General features: G+C 37.5%; 20 protein-coding genes. 8 read left to right on the forward strand and 12 right to left on the reverse strand.

The window, feature by feature from the left end; all coding sequences use genetic code 11:
• Positions 1-11: 11 nt before the first annotated feature.
• Positions 12-983 (reverse strand): oxygen-dependent tRNA uridine(34) hydroxylase TrhO, encoded by a 972-nt coding sequence (gene trhO / locus AC1DCY_RS14515; protein ID WP_477351194.1) that lies wholly within the window; start codon positions 981-983, stop codon positions 12-14.
• A gap of 139 nt (positions 984-1,122) precedes the next feature.
• On the opposite strand from trhO, the gene AC1DCY_RS14520 reads away from it, so the two are divergent.
• Entirely contained in the window at positions 1,123-1,905 is a 783-nt protein-coding gene (locus AC1DCY_RS14520) for an enoyl-CoA hydratase (RefSeq protein WP_477351196.1), read from the forward strand.
• Positions 1,906-1,954: 49 nt separating this feature from the next.
• Here the strand turns inward: AC1DCY_RS14520 and AC1DCY_RS14525 are convergent, their stop codons facing one another.
• The gene (locus AC1DCY_RS14525) at positions 1,955-2,089 is read right to left on the reverse strand and encodes a hypothetical protein (protein ID WP_477351198.1); all 135 of its coding nucleotides are present in this window, start codon (positions 2,087-2,089) and stop codon (positions 1,955-1,957) included.
• 118 nt (positions 2,090-2,207) lie between these two features.
• Positions 2,208-2,393 carry a YhzD family protein gene (locus tag AC1DCY_RS14530; RefSeq protein WP_403016383.1) on the reverse strand — a complete coding sequence of 62 codons (186 nt, stop codon included), beginning with the start codon at positions 2,391-2,393 and terminating at the stop codon, positions 2,208-2,210.
• A gap of 346 nt (positions 2,394-2,739) precedes the next feature.
• On the opposite strand from AC1DCY_RS14530, the gene AC1DCY_RS14535 reads away from it, so the two are divergent.
• From AC1DCY_RS14535 to yhaM, 3 genes are read left to right on the forward strand one after another with little or no spacing between them, the layout of a single operon-like run.
• On the forward strand, positions 2,740-3,957 hold the full coding sequence (locus tag AC1DCY_RS14535; protein ID WP_477351200.1) for a metallophosphoesterase family protein: 1,218 nt from the start codon (positions 2,740-2,742) through the stop codon (positions 3,955-3,957).
• A gap of 4 nt (positions 3,958-3,961) precedes the next feature.
• The gene (locus tag AC1DCY_RS14540) at positions 3,962-6,853 is read left to right on the forward strand and encodes an ATP-binding protein (RefSeq protein ID WP_477351201.1); all 2,892 of its coding nucleotides are present in this window, start codon (positions 3,962-3,964) and stop codon (positions 6,851-6,853) included.
• Positions 6,850-7,788, forward strand: coding sequence for a 3'-5' exoribonuclease YhaM (yhaM, locus tag AC1DCY_RS14545; protein WP_477351203.1), 939 nt, complete (start codon positions 6,850-6,852; stop codon positions 7,786-7,788). The genes AC1DCY_RS14540 and yhaM overlap by 4 nt, the downstream gene beginning before the upstream one ends.
• A gap of 337 nt (positions 7,789-8,125) precedes the next feature.
• Here the strand turns inward: yhaM and AC1DCY_RS14550 are convergent, their stop codons facing one another.
• Positions 8,126-9,166 carry a peptidylprolyl isomerase gene (locus tag AC1DCY_RS14550; protein WP_477351205.1) on the reverse strand — a complete coding sequence of 347 codons (1,041 nt, stop codon included), beginning with the start codon at positions 9,164-9,166 and terminating at the stop codon, positions 8,126-8,128.
• Between the two features lie 77 nt (positions 9,167-9,243).
• Here AC1DCY_RS14550 and AC1DCY_RS14555 point away from each other — a divergent pair, with 77 nt between their 5' ends.
• Positions 9,244-9,348 carry a YjcZ family sporulation protein gene (locus AC1DCY_RS14555; RefSeq protein ID WP_082337661.1) on the forward strand — a complete coding sequence of 35 codons (105 nt, stop codon included), beginning with the start codon at positions 9,244-9,246 and terminating at the stop codon, positions 9,346-9,348.
• Positions 9,349-9,444: 96 nt separating this feature from the next.
• Here AC1DCY_RS14555 and AC1DCY_RS14560 read toward each other — a convergent pair whose 3' ends face one another.
• The 6 genes from AC1DCY_RS14560 to AC1DCY_RS14585 all read right to left on the reverse strand — a co-directional run bounded on the left by AC1DCY_RS14560 (position 9,445) and on the right by AC1DCY_RS14585 (position 12,776).
• Positions 9,445-9,630 (reverse strand): hypothetical protein, encoded by a 186-nt coding sequence (locus AC1DCY_RS14560; protein ID WP_049668928.1) that lies wholly within the window; start codon positions 9,628-9,630, stop codon positions 9,445-9,447.
• A 70-nt stretch (positions 9,631-9,700) separates the two neighbouring features.
• Positions 9,701-10,246 carry a DUF3267 domain-containing protein gene (locus AC1DCY_RS14565; protein ID WP_477351207.1) on the reverse strand — a complete coding sequence of 182 codons (546 nt, stop codon included), beginning with the start codon at positions 10,244-10,246 and terminating at the stop codon, positions 9,701-9,703.
• Positions 10,247-10,429: 183 nt separating this feature from the next.
• Positions 10,430-10,990 carry an HTH-type transcriptional regulator Hpr gene (locus tag AC1DCY_RS14570; RefSeq protein WP_049668930.1) on the reverse strand — a complete coding sequence of 187 codons (561 nt, stop codon included), beginning with the start codon at positions 10,988-10,990 and terminating at the stop codon, positions 10,430-10,432.
• 156 nt (positions 10,991-11,146) lie between these two features.
• Positions 11,147-11,542: a YtxH domain-containing protein gene (locus tag AC1DCY_RS14575; protein ID WP_477351209.1), complete on the reverse strand. Its 396-nt coding sequence runs from the start codon at positions 11,540-11,542 to the stop codon at positions 11,147-11,149.
• 141 nt (positions 11,543-11,683) lie between these two features.
• On the reverse strand, positions 11,684-12,214 hold the full coding sequence (locus AC1DCY_RS14580; protein WP_477351211.1) for a tryptophan transporter: 531 nt from the start codon (positions 12,212-12,214) through the stop codon (positions 11,684-11,686).
• A 145-nt stretch (positions 12,215-12,359) separates the two neighbouring features.
• Complete coding sequence (locus tag AC1DCY_RS14585) at positions 12,360-12,776, reverse strand: HIT family protein (RefSeq protein ID WP_049668933.1); 417 nt, start codon at positions 12,774-12,776, stop codon at positions 12,360-12,362.
• Positions 12,777-12,880: 104 nt separating this feature from the next.
• Between AC1DCY_RS14585 and AC1DCY_RS14590 the strand changes: the two genes are divergently transcribed.
• Together AC1DCY_RS14590 and AC1DCY_RS14595 are read left to right on the forward strand one after the other, a co-directional pair.
• On the forward strand, positions 12,881-13,630 hold the full coding sequence (locus AC1DCY_RS14590; protein WP_403016372.1) for an ABC transporter ATP-binding protein: 750 nt from the start codon (positions 12,881-12,883) through the stop codon (positions 13,628-13,630).
• Positions 13,614-14,798, forward strand: coding sequence for an ABC transporter permease (locus AC1DCY_RS14595; RefSeq protein ID WP_477351214.1), 1,185 nt, complete (start codon positions 13,614-13,616; stop codon positions 14,796-14,798). Before AC1DCY_RS14590 ends, AC1DCY_RS14595 begins: the two co-directional genes overlap by 17 nt.
• A gap of 65 nt (positions 14,799-14,863) precedes the next feature.
• Here AC1DCY_RS14595 and AC1DCY_RS14600 read toward each other — a convergent pair whose 3' ends face one another.
• Both AC1DCY_RS14600 and AC1DCY_RS14605 read right to left on the reverse strand, forming a co-directional pair.
• Complete coding sequence (locus AC1DCY_RS14600; protein ID WP_477351216.1) at positions 14,864-16,024, reverse strand: amidohydrolase; 1,161 nt, start codon at positions 16,022-16,024, stop codon at positions 14,864-14,866.
• A 590-nt stretch (positions 16,025-16,614) separates the two neighbouring features.
• Complete coding sequence (locus AC1DCY_RS14605; protein ID WP_477351218.1) at positions 16,615-17,133, reverse strand: antibiotic biosynthesis monooxygenase family protein; 519 nt, start codon at positions 17,131-17,133, stop codon at positions 16,615-16,617.
• A 332-nt stretch (positions 17,134-17,465) separates the two neighbouring features.
• On the opposite strand from AC1DCY_RS14605, the gene hemE reads away from it, so the two are divergent.
• Positions 17,466-18,515, forward strand: a complete 1,050-nt coding sequence (hemE, locus tag AC1DCY_RS14610; RefSeq protein WP_477351219.1) for a uroporphyrinogen decarboxylase — start codon at positions 17,466-17,468, stop codon at positions 18,513-18,515.
• Positions 18,516-18,520: the final 5 nt, after the last annotated feature.

Raw genomic sequence — 18,520 nt, forward strand, 5'->3', positions numbered from 1 at the left:
GCTCTCTTTTCTTATAAAGAGGAATTTTGAACTTCCGCGATTTTAGCGATTTGTTCCTCAATCTGCTCTTTTGTCCAACCATTCTCTTCAACAAAGAAGTTGCGTTCTGCGCGGCGGCATTCGTCTGAACAGCTACGCATATAGAAAGCCTCATGCTTTTCCTCGCAAAGCATTAATTTATGACATTCAGGATTTGCGCAGTTTGTATAACGTTCTGTCGGTTCACCAGTGAAGAAATCCTTGCCGATAATCACATGCTCAACCTGGTTAATCGGTACACTACGGCGTCGATCGAAGACAAACATTTGACCATCCCATAGTTGACCTTTTACTTCAGGGTCTTTGGCATACGTGGCAATTCCACCGTGTAACTGACCAACACTTTCTCCATAGCCTTCACGTTTTAACCAGCCAGAGAATTTTTCGCAGCGAATACCACCTGTGCAGTAAGTTAAGATTTTCTTGCCATCAAAATCTTCTTTATGAGCTTCCATCCAATCAGGAAGGTCACGGAAGTTTTCAATATCTGGACGTACGGCACCACGGAAATGACCAAGGTCAAATTCATAATCATTACGTGCATCAATAACTACTGTATTATCCTCCTGCATACGCTCCATAAATTCCTTTGGAGATAAATAATCTCCTGTTATTTCTAAAGGATTAATATCATTGTTCAAACCAAGATGTACAATCTCTTTTCGAGGGCGCACATGCATTTTTTTAAAGGTATGCCCTTCAGCTTCATCAATTTTCCACATTATATCGCTAAAACGAGGGTCTGCCTTCATATGATTCATGTATGCATCAGTTTGCTCGACTGTACCTGAAACCGTTCCATTAATGCCCTCATATCCAATTAAAATACGACCAAGAAGCCCGATTTCTTTACAAACTGCTAAATGTTCCTCTGCGAATGCTACAGGGTCTTCAATAGCTATATATTTATAATAAAGTAATACACGATAGTCTTGCTGTGTCACAATTATTAACCACCTTTAAATCAATATTTCGTCCTTAAATATAGCATATCAAGTGCTATTTTGCGTAGGTGAGAAGGAGTTTTCTAAAAAAACACGAATAGTACATAGTGAATGACTATTCATATTTGGGGGTGTAAGGATGGAATTTTCAACGATTACATTAGAAAAATTAGAACGACGTGCAACATTAACTTTAAATCGACCACAAGCTATGAATGCCATGGACGATGTGATGATGCGTGAACTAGCAGAATGCTTTGAAGCACTACAGCAAGAGCAAGAAATACAAGTTCTCGTTATTCGCGGGGAAGGAAAAGTCTTTTCTGCAGGTGGCGATATTAAAGCGATGTTAGATCCAAATAAGCCACTAAATATTGATGAGGCAATGGTTTATTTATCACGTATTGTCAAAGCGTATTACCAGCTACCGATGATCGTCATTGCGGCAGTTCATGGAGCATCAGCTGGATTAGGCTTTAGTCTAGCGTTAGGGGCTGACATAGTTGTGGCATGTGAAAATAGTAAGCTCGCTATGAATTTCATAGGTATAGGGCTTATCCCTGATGGTGGCGGTCATTTCTTTATGAAGGAACGTGTGGGTACTGTCAAAGCGAAACAAATGATTTGGGAAGGCAAGGTATTAACTGCATCGGAAGCACATGATGAAGGGTTAATTGACTACGTTGCACCAGATGGGACTGTTTTTGCGATTACTGACCAACTAGTTGGAAAAATGCTTGCTTCTCCAATTGCATCGATGATTACGACTAAAAAAATTCTACATGCTCAAAATTTACCTCAATTAGAGAGTATTTTATCGATGGAAGCAGCGGGGCAAGCAGCAATGCGTAAAACGGCCGATCATTTAGAGGGAATCCATGCGTTTGTAGAGAAAAGAGCACCTGCATTTGTAGGGAAATAAATTTAACTCATTTCAGTGGGTGTCCAAACACCCGCTGAAATAGAGGAACTCAGTCTAAGAACGCCACGTCCTGTGGCAATTTATCTGTGCTGTCGCTTCGTTGCACTAGGCTTTCAAAAACATCTGCCGCTGCCGCTACGCTTTCGCGCAAAAAACATCTGCCGCTGCCGCTACGCTTTCGCACAAAAAACATCTGCAGGCCTAAGCACAAAGCCGATTCCAGAAGCAAATATGCCGAGGCATAATTGATAAAAATAAAAGGCGCGTAGAAAAGTTTGCTACGTGCCTTTTACTAGCCATTTTTAGACATGGAATAAAATTAATTTACCTGAGGAGTTCACAAGGCGATGAGTTTTGTTTGCAACACCTTTTTCTTCGATTTGTTGTAGACCGTTGATTTTTGCAGTCTCATCGTTTTCGAAAGTCCATGTTTCATCAAATAATGTTTCCCCAGTTTTTTCAAAAGCTGTAAAACGATAATTCTCCATACAAACCCCACCCTTTACTTAAATATATATCTATTATACATAGAAGAATTATAAACTTCACGATAAAACTAGTAGATATTTCGATAAATTATGAAAGTTGTGTAAAATTCGAGGCAATACTATAAATGAACATTCTTTGAATACATTTCTCATCTAGCGTGAAGTATGATAAAATAGAACAAATATTCGGTTTTGGTGTGATTCACAAATGTCTCATTAATAGAAATGAGACAAATAGCAGTTAGTAAATTATTGAAGTAGCAATCCCAATGTACTGAATTAATTACTACATTGCGAGTGATGAAAGAATGATCACAAAGTATAGATTATTTATTGAGGTGATTGGATGTCAGCAATTCGTTTTTTCCATATGGCGGATTTACATTTAGATAGTCCATTTAAGGGCTTATTTGGTTTACCTGAGCAAAACTTCAAAAAGATTCGAACAAGTACTTTTGAAGCTTTTGATAAAATTATTCAAAAAGCTATTCAGGAGAAACCTGATTTTTTACTGATTGTCGGTGATATATATGATGGTGAAAATCGTAGCTTGCAGGCACAAAGACGATTTCAAGAGGCTATGGAAAAACTCTTTCAACATAATATCCCGGTCATTTTAAGTTATGGTAATCACGATCACTTAAATGGTGCTTGGACACGCTTTGCTTTACCGAGCAACGTTTATGAATTACCAGCTGAAACAAGTGTTGTGCAATTAAAAATACGTGGTCAGCAAGTTAATATATATGGCTTCAGCTATAGTGACCGTCATATAACGAAATCAATGATTGATAGTTATCCTGTTGCACAGGACCAGCATGCTATTCATATAGGTATGCTTCATGGTAGTGAAGCTAGTGATACCTCACATGCTGTTTATGCCCCGTTCACGAAAGATCAACTTCTTGAAAAAAACTATCATTACTGGGCTTTAGGGCATATTCATAAACGACAATTTTTACATCAAAATCCACCGATTGTTTATCCAGGCAATATTCAAAGTCGACATCGGAAAGAGCAGGGGATCAAGGGCTTCTATGACGTGACCTTGTCACAAACCTCTACTGATTTGGAATTTGTTCCGACATCTGCTGTTGTTTATAACGTGGTAGAGGTGGATTGTACGAATGTGTTTCATGCAAATGAACTCCTAAAAAAATGTGAAGAAGCACTGATGCTTAATCGTCAAGAGTATGGGGCTTCTGTTGTTGAACTCCATTTAAAAAATATAGATGAACAATCACAATCTTTATTCGAACATGCTACAGTTGATGCATGGCTAGAAACTATTAGAGAAGCTGAAGATGGGATGGAACCGATGTGTTGGGTACAAAAGCTCGTGTTACATCAATCGTCGTCAGTATTGTATGAGCATACTGCTGTAACTGAATCGGTAATGAATTTAATGGAGCAATGGGATATTTCTGAATGGAAGGATATTTTAAAGGAACTATACCAACATGCAGGTGGTGCAAGACTGATCGAGCCTTTAACAGAACAGGACGTTAAAAATTTAATGCACAACGCGCAAGAATTATTAGCAGAAGAAATTCAAAGGGTGTGAATACATGCTAACGATACAAAAAATCCAAATTTATGGCTTTGGCAAGCATGAAAACATCACCATTACTTTACGTGAAGGTGTTACCATTTTTTATGGTGTGAATGAAGCGGGTAAAACGACCATTCAACAGTTTATTTTACAAATGCTTTTTGGATTTCCTACGAAACAGCAGACACAACGTAAATATGAGCCGAAATTATCTACTAAATTCGGTGGTCAGCTTACGATTTTGCACCCGATGTATGGGCAATGCACGATAGAACGTATGAAAGGAAAGGCAGCTGGAGATGTCACAGTTTATCTAGAAGACGGAACAATTGGGCATGAGGAGCTGTTAGCAAAACTATTATATGGTTATTCAAAAGCCTCCTTTGAGTCCATTTTCTCCTTTTCATTACATGAGCTACAGGGCATTGAAAAAATGTCTGAGGAAGAGCTAACACATTTGTTGCTTGCCTCAGGGACAACAGGTATTCAACAGCTATCTTCTCTAGAGAAGAAATTGGACAAAGATGCTGGTGAGCTTTTTAAAAAAACAGGCAAAGTGCCACTCGTTAATCAAAAATTGGAGCATTTAAAAAAGCTAGAACGCACCATTAAACAAGAGCAGGGTAATATTCAGACCTTTGAGGATAAATTATTACAATTACAACAGCTCGATCAAAGGCTAGAGGAGTTATATAGTCAGCAAAAAACACAGCAGCAAAATTGGCAACAGCTCACAATTCTTCAGCAGGCTATGCCGCTTATAAAACAGCAAAAAGCTTTCGAACAAAGGCGAAAAAGCTATGAACTTGTGCAGTTTCCACCAGAAGGGATCCGACGTTATGAGCAATTAAAGGATCGGCTTATGCATGAAACACTACAAATGCAGCAGCTGAAGGAGCAGTATCAGGAACTACAAAAAAAGCTTCAATTAACGGTGGACGAGCTGACTATTACTGAAATGTCTCGACTTTTGAATAAGGAAGCGACATGGAATCAGTTAGTTGTTAAAGAACAGAACTTAATGGATGAGCTGTATTTAATCGAGCAAGAAATAGAAGCACAGTTTCGTTTATTAGGTGTTCAGGAAATAACAGCGCAGGATAGTTTGCTTGAGGAGACAGTATCATTACAACAAGAGGAACAGTTTCAACAACAGTTAAGCTTATTAGAAGAAGCGGAAGAAGAGCTGAAATTTCATTTGCGTTCTATAGAGCAACTACATGCAGAATTAGATACAATTGCTCAACTAAAACAACAGCTTCAGCAGGAGTCATTATCTACAGAGGAAGAACATATTTTAGCACAGTGGCCTCAACGTAAGCGAAAGCTTGAACAATTGCGATATGGAAGGTCACAACGCTCGAAACAACAACAACCAAGTGTTTTTATATTTATTGTGTTAGCCATAAGTATGCTTTCGTTTATCTATGGTGTAATGGAAAAAAATATGGCTGTCATCGTTGTGGGAGCGGTCATGTCGTTGATCATTATTTTATATTTGAAATTTGCTAGACAAGCGCATGAAGCGCCGAGCAATCAACAAAGTCAGCAAATACGTGAGTTAGAGCAGGAGGAAAATATTGCTCAAACTATCCTGCTGAAAAAACAAAAACTTGAAGATCGCTTGCTGCATGTAAATGAGCAACAGCAAGAAAAAGAACGTCAATATGTGAAACTAGAATATAAAATTCAGCGGGCTGAGCAGGTGAGTGAAGAGGCTACTCAGTCGCTTCAACATTTTTTAGGGCGCTATCGCTTAGAGGGGAATATACCGAAAACATTATTACCCGAGCTGTTTATGCGCATTCGTGGTGCTCAAGAGTTGGCAGCAAAAAAGAAGAGTACATTGACACTCCTACAAACGGTACAAGCGGAGAAAATTGAGCTTTTAGATCAAGTACAGCGAGTCTTACATGCAGAGTATAGTGAGCAAGAAATCTTTATGCATTTACGTAATACATTCCTTACTTTGCAGCAGGAGCAACAGATATCCCAACAAGCAAAAGAGCAGTTGACTGGCCTCCAGACCAAAATTCAAGGAGTTCAATCTCATATAGACAGCTATGAATCTGAAGTTACTCAGTTATTTAATGCTGCGAATGTTCAATCAGAGAAGGCTTATTATGAAACTCATGAACAATTTGAGCAACAACAAAAAATAGCAACAGAACTTCAAGCCATTCAGAGTCAGCTAGCCTCGCTGAAAGTAGACAACGAACAGTCATTAATAGACGAGGAACAGCTTCAAGAAAAACTACTTGCTTTAGAAGAAGAGCGTGGCGCAATGCAGGTAGCTATAGATCATTGCTTAGAACAACGCGCGACACTACAAATCCAAAAGGAGAATCTTCTAAATGACGAGAAATATGGTCAATTGCTTCAACAGTTTGAAGAGGAGAAATCAGTGTTGCAACAACTAATAGGGCAATGGGCTACAAAAAAGACATTGGCTACTGCAATTCATGAAACACTGTTCCGCCTAAGAGAAGAAAAACTACCATATGTTTTGACAGAGGTTAATGCAATATTTAATTTGTTAACAGGTGGACGTTATGAGAAGCTTTTAATTAATGATGAAGGCTATTTTGTTACACAGGATGTTTCTGGATTACGTTATCAAATGGCAGAATTATCACAGGCAACGAAGGAGCAAGCTTATATTTCGTTGCGCATGGCACTAGCAAAAACACTGACAACTTCTGCGCCATTTCCATTTATTATGGACGATCCTTTTGTCCATTTTGATCGAAACCGTACAGACAACATGGTACAATTAATGAAAGAAGTAGGGTATGAACGTCAAATTTTATATTTTACTTGCCATGACGCGATGCTCGAACATTGGCAGAAAGAGCAAATAGTCGATGTAGGAGCACTAGCAAATGAAAGGGGAGTGGCGTCAACATGAAGGGTATTACGACGCTCCAGGCTGGAGAATCAGTTGATCAATTTTTATTAATTAAACAGGCGACAAAAGGGGTTACCACAGTTGGGAAGCCATTTATGTCACTGTTATTACAAGATAAAAGTGGAGATATTGAGGCAAAGCTATGGGATACAAATGAAGATCATGAAAAAATGTACCACGCTGAGGCAATTGTCCGTGTAGGTGGAGAAATTCATGACTATCGTGGCAAAAACCAATTGCGTATAAAATCAATCCGTGTAGCAAAACCAGAGGAGGGAGTTGCTATTAATGATTTAGTTCCTTCCTCAGCAACTCCAAAAGAAGAATTATATGAAGAGTTGACGCAATTTTTCTTCGATATTAAAAATCCAAATATATCACGAATTACACGTGCAGCTATTAAAAAACATCAGGATGCTATATTAGTATATCCAGCTGCAACAAAAAATCATCATGATTATGCGTCTGGTCTACTGGATCATATGGTGTCAATGTTGAAACTAGGAAAAGCAATTGCTGATTTATATCCTACATTAAATCGAGACCTGTTATATGCAGGGATTATTCTGCATGATATCGGCAAGGTTGTTGAGCTATCAGGGCCTGTTGCAACAATGTATACCGTTGAAGGGAATTTACTTGGTCATATCACTATTATGGTCAATGAAATTGCCAAAATTGCTAGTGAACTAGAGATCGAGGGCGAGGAAGTCATGCTACTGCAACATATGGTGCTATCTCACCACGGTAAAGAAGAATGGGGCAGCCCGAAAAAACCTATGATTCAAGAAGCGGAGATCTTGCATTATATTGATAATATTGATGCAAAGATGAACATGCTAACACGAGCATTGGGCAAAACAGCGCCAGGTGAATTTACTGAGCGACTATTTCCGCTTGATAATCGATCGTTTTATAAGCCGTCTATTAAATAATTGTAGATTTGAGGCTTCATAGGATATGCTTTGTCTTTAAGTTGATTGGATTCGAGGCTAGGCGACAGCGTCACAGATGAGCCTCCTAGTAAAGGAAGAAAGCTGAAAGCATCAAGTCATGTGATAACGCCTTTGCGAAAAAATGAAATAGCATTTAAAAGGAAAGAGGATTCATTTTGATTAAACTTTATTCAAAATGAATCCTCTTCATTTTCCCTACATACTTGTTTTCAAGATACTTTTAATCAATTTTATTTCAAATCGACTGTATATAAAAAGGGTTACGCCTGTATAAGCGTAACCCTTTTTCATATAGTAAAATAACAACAAATTTAGATTATTTTTTGTCAATATCTTCAGTTTTGTTGTCTTTACTTTCTTTTTGAGCTTGTTCTTGAGCTTTTTTAACTGCTTCTTCTTGAGCTTTAGCTTGCTCCTCACTTGTTGTTGTAAGGGACTTGATAACAGGTTCTAATTCTTTATCAGATGTTTTAATATCAGCATCTTTTGCCAATTTTGCAATGATATCTTTAAGAACTTGTTGATCTTGACCTGACTGCGCTAATTTAGATAACATTTGAGTACGGATGTTTTCTTCTTCATCTTTGAATGAGCCAACACCTTTTACATCACGCTTGTCCGTAACTTCAATTACGTGGTAACCAAAGCTTGTTTTAACTGGTTCACTTAAAGTCTTTACAGGAAGGGCATAAGCAGCATCATTAAATTCATCTACCATTGCACCAACAGAGAACCAACCAAGCTCTCCGCCTTTTTCAGCAGAGCCAGTATCAGTTGAGTATTCTTTTGCTACATCTGCAAAAGAAGCGCCTCCTTTAATTTTGGCAATGACTTCTTTAGCTGTTTTCTCATCTGCTACTAAAATATGACGGGCATTTAATTCAGTTTTCATTTGCTCATAATGTTTTTTGATATCTTCTTCTTTAAAAGCTTTATCTTTTAAAGCCTTTTCAGAAAGAAGTTGAACACGTAAAGCATCTTTATAGCCTTCCTCAGTTAAGCCACTCTCAGAAAGTGCTTGGGCAAAGTCATCACCGAATTGTGAAGCAGTTGCGTCATATGACTCTTTGACTTCTTTATCTGATACTTTATATTTATCAGCTAATACTTTTTCAGTCAACATTTGTGAAAGTATATGAGAACCTGCTAAATTCTTTGATGTTTTGTTAAAATCAGCAACTGTAATGTCGCCTACTTTTGAAGTTGCAATCGTTTTGTTGTCTCCTCCGCTACAAGCACCAAGCGCTAATACCGAAGCAGCTAATGTTAAAGATAATACTGTCTTTTTCATAGTAGATATTCTCTCCTTACATGGTTTCGTCCATTTTTTACTATAACATAAACGATTTAAAAACAAAATGGTTCCCCCTTGAGTATAGCCTATATTTCAAATTTTCAAGCGCATAGGATATATAAAAGAAAGGGGGTGAAGTTATGAGCAGCGGAGGATATGGTGGCGGTGGCTACGGCTCAGGCTTTGCTTTATTAGTTGTGTTATTTATTTTATTAATTATCGTTGGTGCAGCGTTCCTATACTAATTAATAAAAAAAGACGAAAAGCTAAGGGTTTAACGTCCTTAGCTTTTTTTACAATGTGGGCATCCGCACAAGCGCGGATGCCCTTATTCTTTTTAACTATACTGCATATAAAACTTCAATATAAAATGATACAAGTAATATTGTAATAAGTATATTTATAGTTCGGAATACTTTTGGTTGTTTTTCTTCGGGAATTTCACGTCGCATGCACAGTGCATAAGTCATGCGGTTTATTTGAAATAAATAGAATACCGAGAATAGAACTACAATCATTAACAGCAAGTCTATTCCTCCCCTCTTTCAGTATTAATAGCATATCAAAAAACGTCAATAAAACACAAGTACAAGCAATTTAGTGAATAGTAGGTGGCACTAAAATTTCATAGCCCTTAGGAGTCTCCTCAATCTGGGAGTCTTTAGGTGAGTTCAATAAATATTTCACATATAGAATATCAATTACACATAGACTACAATGGTAAGCTAAAAGTAATGAGCCGTAATGGGTATAGGCAGGAAATAGCAGTGTACTTAATAAAATGGTTGTATTTAGAACAATAAATGGTGTAAGTAAAGCTAAAATATAACGATTTTTCGATAAAGGTTCACGGATACGCATGTGTAGAACAGGAATAACATAAAATTGGGTACGCACACGCAATTTTAAAAGTTGACGTAAATCATACAATGCTAGAAAGTGTAAGCATTTGTGGATTGGATAGATTGCAAATACAGTAATAACAAATAGCCAAAACAATTGATCTGTATAGTGCTCATCATTAAATAAATTAAATGTTACATAAGAAAGAGAAAAGACAGTTAAGAAAACAATTACAGACATGATCATAATACGCGTTGTTCCGTAATGATGTTCAAGATTTAAAATTTTCCAACAGTGCATGATTATCAACTCCGTAGTATGAATGGTCCTATCTAATGTAAATTGATTTATGCTAGAATGCAAGAAAAAGGAGGTATCTCAGAAAAAATTCTGAAGTACCTCTTTTAGCATAATTTTATAAGCTTTCACGACCAATAAGTTATAGATTACGACAACGGCTCTAAAAGCCTGATAGTCTCACTTTTATCCTTTTACAGTTGAACGTTCTTCTATCGTGTCAAAGGAATCACGGAAGTGCTGAAAGGAACGCTCAAAAATGTCGATGAAGTCCTCACCATATATATTGCGAATAACAGCCATAACATCTAAAAATTCTGGGAAGCGACCGTATAGGTCTTTTAAAGCTAGTGAGCCTTCTAGCACAGAATGATACGTATTATGATAATTACTATTCATTTCAACAATTAGTTCTGTACCTGCTTCTGTTAACTCAACGTACGTATTACGTTTGTCGTCATCACGCTTTGAAAACTTAAGGAATCCACGCTCTTCTAATTTTTTTGAAAAATTAAATGCTGTGGAAACGTGCATAACCCCGAATTTTGCCACATCAGAAATTGAAGCCCCTTTTAAATGATACGAAATCCATAAAATATGATGTTCGTTAATATTTAAATCGTAGGGTTTAATCCATTGCTGCCAATCCTTTTCCACTGCTTTCCATAAGGCTTTTGATAATTGCGCAATTCTTTGACTATAAAGCATCGCTTCTTTTTGAGTGTATAATTCCTCTGACAAAGCCATCACCTACAACTTTCTTTAACATTTTAAAAATATTATAGCAATAAAGAAAAAAAGTTTAAAGTTAGAAAAATTAAAAAATTGAAAAGTGGTTAAAAAATAACATTATATAGATTAAAATTGATAAAAAAATAGTTTTTTTATCAACGCATGAGGACTTTAGTCGCTAACTTTTTCTTGCGGTTTTTTCTTTTTTTCTGTAAATTGTGCAACGTTTTTCTCGATTTCGCTTAATGAATTCTGTAATGCTTCTATTTCTTGTTGCAAGTTATTTTTTGATGGCTCGATTTCTTCAGTAAATGTAGTAATAGTTTGTTTTAAGTCATTTATTATTAGTGGTATATTATTTTTTATTTCATTTGATAGTGAATCAACGGATTGTTTAACTGTGCCTGCTTGCTGTTTTACATCTAAAAGTTTGTCCTTTGTGCTTGCAGCATTGGCTCGCAAATTAGCACGTAATTGCTGTCCTGATTGAGGAGTTGAAAAAAGTATAGCAATTGTACCGCCGACAATCCCAGCTGTCAGTCCAAATAAAAATGGTTTTGCTTTCATATTAAATACCTCATTTCTGTAATGATGATGTGTTACCTACTATTAAACCATGAAATGCACATATACAAAAATAAAAAAGAAACTAAACGAGTGATTTTATATCACGGTTTAGTTTCTTCTGTAGATGAACGTGCATTTTTATTAAATTGAAATAGCTGTTTGGAATTTAGAACGCTTTACTAATTTTGCAACTATAGGATAAATAATTGCAAAAGCAATAACATTAAATACTACAGCAGGTAATACAACGCCTACAAACAGAACAGCGAATGTTGCACCAACATTTGCATTGAATACAAAAAGTGCTACTGTTAAAAAGACAATCCCAGATAAAATTGTTCCTAAACCAACTAAGGCAGCAGATACTGCGAAATTGCTTGCCAATCTTTTCAACACCATTAAGACAGCTAAAAAGACAAAGCCTGTTACTGCTTTATCAATAATATTTGGAACAAGACCAGCTGGAAACGTTGTAAATAAACCTGAAAGTACACCTGTTGCTAAAGAAAGTAAGAACGTTTCTTTAATAGTAGGGAACAATAAAATGCCAATAAACATCATTGTTAGCATGAAATCAGGTTTCATGCCGTTTACCATACCTGGTGTGACCACATAAAGGGTAGCACCAACACCAACTAAAAGTGCCATTAATACTAAATTCTTTGTATTCATTTCTAATCTCTCCTCGACTATGCTAATCTTTTTTGTCTCCTAACGTGTCCTCATGACCGTTAGCGAAACTTATTTGTGATTGTACGCTATAAATTAAAAAAATGCAATATACAATTCTGACAATTAGAGTGTGTCAGAATTTCAATTATTTAAGGTTAGCTTTAATGTTTTCAGCAACTTCAGTTAATTGCTCTGGTGTATATTTTTGTGTTTGCCAAATTAAGCCCAAGCCTTCTTTTTCATCGTAACGGGGAATAAAATGTAAGTGATAGTGAAAAACAGTTTGTCCAGCTGCGGCACCATTATTATTAATGGTATTAAGTCCAATTGGATTAAAAGCAGCCTTAATAGCATTTGCAATTTTCGGTGCTACTGCATATAAATTACGAGCTACATCCTCAGGCATTTCGAATATGTCTTTACAGTGATGTTTGGGAATTAATAGTGTATGACCTTTTGCTACGGGCGAAATGTCAGTAAAAGCATAGACATGCTCGTCTTCATAAATTTTTGTACTTGGAATAGATCCATCAATGATTTTGCAAAATAGGCAATCGCTCATTTGAAAATTCCTCCTTATTTTATATGTAAGTACATTCTATCATACTCATAACTGTATCATTTGCTAATTTTTGATAAAATATAAACAAGAAGAGGAGTGAGGGCATGACGGTATTAGAGGTACAACATGTGACAGGTGGTTATACAAGAAAGCCTGTTATTAAAGATTTATCATTTACAATTGAAAAAGGAGAGCTTGTTGGCTTAATAGGCTTGAACGGCGCTGGTAAAAGTACAACGATTAAGCATATCATCGGAACAATGCTTCCAAAAGAAGGAGACATTCGTTTAAATGGTGTGACGTTAAAGGAAAATACGGACAAGTATCGTACAGCATTTTCCTATATTCCTGAAACACCTGTATTATACGATGAGCTAACATTACGTGAACATTTAGAATTAACTGCAATGGCTTACGGTCTAGATGAAGCAACACTTGCAGCTCGTTCACAAATATTATTAAAAGAATTTCGCATGGAAAAGCGACTTAATTGGTTCCCTTCTCATTTCTCAAAGGGGATGCGTCAAAAGGTTATGATCATGTGTGCCTTTTTAGTCAATCCAAGTCTTTATATTATTGATGAGCCTTTTGTGGGACTCGATCCACTTGGGATTCAATCATTGCTTGATCAGATGGATGAAAAGAAAAAAGAGGGCGCTTCTATATTAATGTCCACGCACATTTTATCGACCGCTGAAAAGCATTGTGACCGCATAATTTTATTGCATGAAGGACGTGTACGAGCACAAGGAACAATGGAGGATTTACGCAAGGCATTTGCGATGCCAAATGCGACATTGGATGATTTATATATTGCAATGACAAAGGAGCGCGACCATGAAGAACTTGCGTGATGTATGGTCCTCTCGCTTCATGCACTATATAGGTGAAGTGCAAAAATATATGCGATTTATTTTTACAGGGCATTTAGCGATTGTACTAGTATTTCTTATCGGAGCAGGGGGCTATCAATATAGTGAATGGCTGAAAATTGTACAATCTGATTTTCCAGCAGAGGTATTAATTGCGGTATTTGTAGGGATTTTACTAGCATTTAGTCGTCCAACTTCACTTTTGAGAGAGCCAGACCAAGTGTATTTATTACCTTTAGAATCAAAAATGCCACAGTATTTCAAAAAGGCGATAGCGTGGACGTTTTGGTCACAGGTGTGGATTGTGGCAATTGTTTATATCGTTAGTATCCCTTTATTAAAGGCTGTAACTGAATTAACTACATTTGAAATTTGGTCAGTGTTCCTACTTATTATTATATTGAAGTATTTGAGCGTTCAGGGTGAATTTAGCTTTCGTTATAGTGAACGCGGTCAAATGATATGGGTGGACAGGCTAATTCGAGCTGTTATCTTTAGTGTTGCTTTGTACATGGGGCTTCATATTCAACTTATTTTAGCGATTGTTGCTGCTGCAATTGGGTGTGTGTATATTGTAATATTTAGAAAAAAATGCGCAGGTGAGCCTGTACCATATGAGCATTTTGTGAGGCTAGAACAAAATCGTATGATGAGCTTCTATCGTTTTGCTAATTATTTCACAGACGTTCCACATCTACGTGGTAGCATCCGTCGTCGAGGTTGGCTTGACTGGCTTTACAAATTTGTGCCATACAACAAGGATAATACTCAAAAATACTTGGTGTTCCGTACATTCATCCGAACAGATGATCATTTTTATTTATGGTTCCGTTTAACAGTGATTTCAGCTGTTATTGCAGCCTTTGTAGATATCCCAGTCGTTTCATGGATTGTTGCAGGTGCATTAAGCTTTGCTACAACTATACAATTAAAGTCGGCTTTATTATCAAGCGGTGAATTCCGTATGGACATGCTTTATCCTTTACCTGATGAAGCACGCAAGGTAGCAGTCAATCAAATTGTACGTCTTGCGATGATCACTCAAGCTATTATAGTTGGTCTATGTAGTATCACACAGCCAATGTTCTATGTAACCTTTATCATCATTGTGGTTATAAGTGAATTGACGGCTAAGGGTTCAAAACCTTGATATTCAAATAATAAATCAAAAGCTCATTTCTCCAATAAAAGACTTGGAGAAATGAGCTTTATTTTCTATTCTACTAATTGATAGTCTAGTGCTGCTGTTAATAATATCTTTGCAGCAATGATCATACCTTTTTCATCTATATCGAATTTTGGATGATGATGTGGGGCATATTCAGTTGGTTCTGCTCCAGTAAAGAAGAATGTACCTGGTTTTTCCTCTAAGTAGTAAGAGAAATCCTCAGCCCCCATAGTTGCTTCAACCTCAGCGACATCGCAAATATCTTGCGCGATATTACGTACAAATAGTGTTTCCTTCTCATGATTTACAACAGCAGGGTAGCCTCGACGATAATCTAGTTCAATTGTGCAATCATGCGCAATTTCAGTACCTTGGATAACCCGTTTAAATTCACGTTCCATCATTTCACGAACATCTTTATCAAATGTTCGGATTGTGCCATTTAAATAGGCTGTATCGGCAATAATATTGTCAGCATTAGATGCTACGAATGAACCAACTGATAAAACAGCCGATTCGATTGGGTCAACACGACGTGCGACAAGCTGTTGTAAATTCATAACAAGCTGAGAGCCAATAACGATCGCATCCTTTGTTTGATGCGGATGAGCACCGTGACCGCCCTGACCTTGAATTTTCATTTCAAAACTATCAACAGCAGCCATCATTGGTCCTACACGGTAGCCAATCATGCCTGTTGGATGGTTAGACGATAGATGTGTACCAAAAATAGCATCAACGCCATTCAAAGCTCCAGCCTGTACCATCCCGATCGCTCCACCTGGATCAGCCTCTTCAGCATGCTGATGAATTAGTACATATTCTCCTGCTAATTCATCGCGCATTTCCCACAATAGCTTCCCGACAATTAACAAAGTAGCAGTATGACCATCATGCCCACAAGCATGCATAACGCCAGACACAGTTGATTTGTATGGTACTTCTTTTTCATCTTGTATAGGCAGTGCATCAAAGTCTGCTCGTAAGGCAATCGTTTTGCCAGGCTTGCTTCCTTTAATTCGCGCAATTAAACCGTATCCACTGACATTAGTTTCAACCGGTACGCCTAGATTTTTATAAAATCGAAAAATATAGTTAGCGGTTTCTTGCTCCTGGAAGCTCAGTTCCGGATGCATATGTAGATGACGACGAATCGCCACCATTTCATCAAAATGGGCATCAATCTTTTCAAGTAGATATTGGTTCACAGTAAAACCTCCTTAAACAGATTATCCTAGATTTTTATTAATAACATAATAGTTTCACTAACGGGATAGACAGCGGGCCAGCACTTCTCATAAAAGAATATTCTTGGAAAGAGTAATGAATTCCTTGCGTCCTTGCGTTCTGGAGATTCCCTCCGGAAGGACAGAGAATACTCGCGTATACGGGAGATACCCACGCCCCCAGTGAATACCCCGGAAGAGCAATGAATACCCGCGCCCCCGGTGGATACTCGCGGAAGAGCAGTAAATACTCGCGAATCCGAGTGGAATACTCGCGGAAGGGCAGCAAATACTCGCGAATCTGAGTGGAATACTCGCGGAAGGGCAGCAAATACTCGCGAATCCGAGTAGAATACTCACGGAAGAGCAGCAAATACTCGCGCCTCCGGAGAATACTCGCGGAAGAGCAGCAAATACTCGCGGATCCGAGTGGAATACTCGCGGAAGAGCAGAGAAACCCACGCCTCCGAGTGGAATACTCGCGGAAGGTCAGAGAATACCCTCGAAAGAGCAACAAATACCCGCGCCCCCGGGGAATACCGCGGAAAGCAGCAATCCCCTGCCGGCCCAAACTAATCTTCGTTTTCTTCCTTTGGAGCAGCGCTATAGGTTGTGACATAGGAAGCTGCTGAGAAAATATTTTGCTGATTCACGCCTGTTGGTTCTTTACGTTCAGCATGTGCGGATGCAAAGGCCTTTGAGCTTTTCCATGCTTCAAACGAATGTGGGCCGTTCCATTGTGTCATGACAATGTATGTTTCACTATTTAATGGACGAAGTAGTCGAAATGCTACAAAGCCTGGCTCATCTTCTATAGCGCGTGCTCGATTTAAAAAGCGATGTTCAAAAACTGGTCGACCTTCATCTGTAACGGGAATATTGTTGAATACAAAGAAGCCACGTTCTTCTAAATCATTTACTGAATCTAGCACTTCAAACTTACGAGGTGTGGCAAAGACAGATTTTCCTTCGGTTTCATGGATAAGCACAGAGTTCCCTTCTCCGTGTATTAAAAACATTTCCTCATTTGGATGTTTGCTCTTTAATTGTTCTAAAAAATCACCTGTACCAGAAGTTAAATAAATATACATAAAATTGCCCTCCTTATGAATGTTCATCTTTTGAAAGGAATGAATTGTACGAGCACAATTCAAAATCCGGACGCACTGTTTATCTGCGCGAAAGCAACAATAACACCAAGGTGAAATTGCTTATAGCATATAGTGTTATTTATCTCCATTTAAGTGGAAGTCTAAAGCTTTGTCAAAAAGAAATCCCTTAGAAAGAACAATTTTATGACATTTTACTATGAAAACTATACAATAGCAGAGGAAGCGTTTACTATTGAAAACGGATATCAATAATAACGGAATAAACAAGAGAATTTTACGATATGAATTTTATTGAGGGGAAGGAACTATTCATGACAACTTTTAATGAAACTCTTCTACGTGCTGCACGAGGAGAAAGAACTGAACATACACCAGTATGGTATATGCGACAAGCAGGACGCTCTCAGCCAGAATATCGTGAGATTAAAGAAAAGTATTCTTTAGAGGAAATTACACTTCAACCTGAGCTTTGTGCATATGTAACGCGATTACCAGTAGAAAATTACAATGTTGATGCAGCGATTTTATACAAAGATATAGTAACACCACTCCCTGGTATTGGGGTAGATGTAAAAATCAAAGCAGGTGTAGGTCCTGTAATTTCAAATCCTATTCGCTCAATCGCTGATATAGAAAAACTAGGCGAATTCAATGCGAAAGAACATACACCGTACGTTTTAGAAACAATAAAAATGTTAACAGAGGAACAACTGAATGTACCTCTAATCGGCTTTGCAGGTGCACCATTTACTCTCGCAAGCTATATGATTGAAGGTGGTCCTTCAAGAAACTATAATAAAACAAAATCATTTATGGTATCAGAGCCTCAAGCTTGGTTTGCATTAATGGACAAATTAGCTGACATGATTATTTCTGATATTTCTGCTCAAGTAGAAGCGGGAGCAAAAGCTATCCAAATATTTGACTCTTGGGTTGGTGCTTTAAATGTTGAAGACTATCGTGTTTTCATTAAACCAATTATGACACGTATTTTTGCTGAGTTGAAAAAAGAAAATGTGCCACTTATTCAGTTTGGCGTAGGTGCAAGCCATTTAGCGAAAGAATGGAATGATTTACCGGTTGATGTTGTTGGCTTAGATTGGCGTTTACCAATTAAAGAAGCACGTGCAAACGGTATTACTAAACCAGTACAAGGCAATTTAGATCCATCACTATTACTTGCTGATTGGTCAATTATTGAAAAACGCACAAAAGATATTATCGATCAAGGTTTAGAAATGCCAGGGCATATCTTTAACTTAGGTCATGGTGTATTCCCAGAGGTAGACCCAGAAGTATTAAAACGTTTAACAGCTCTTATTCATGAGTATAGTGCTCAACAAATCCAAGCACGCTCTTAATATAG

This window comes from Lysinibacillus sp. 10T31, assembly GCF_056394365.1.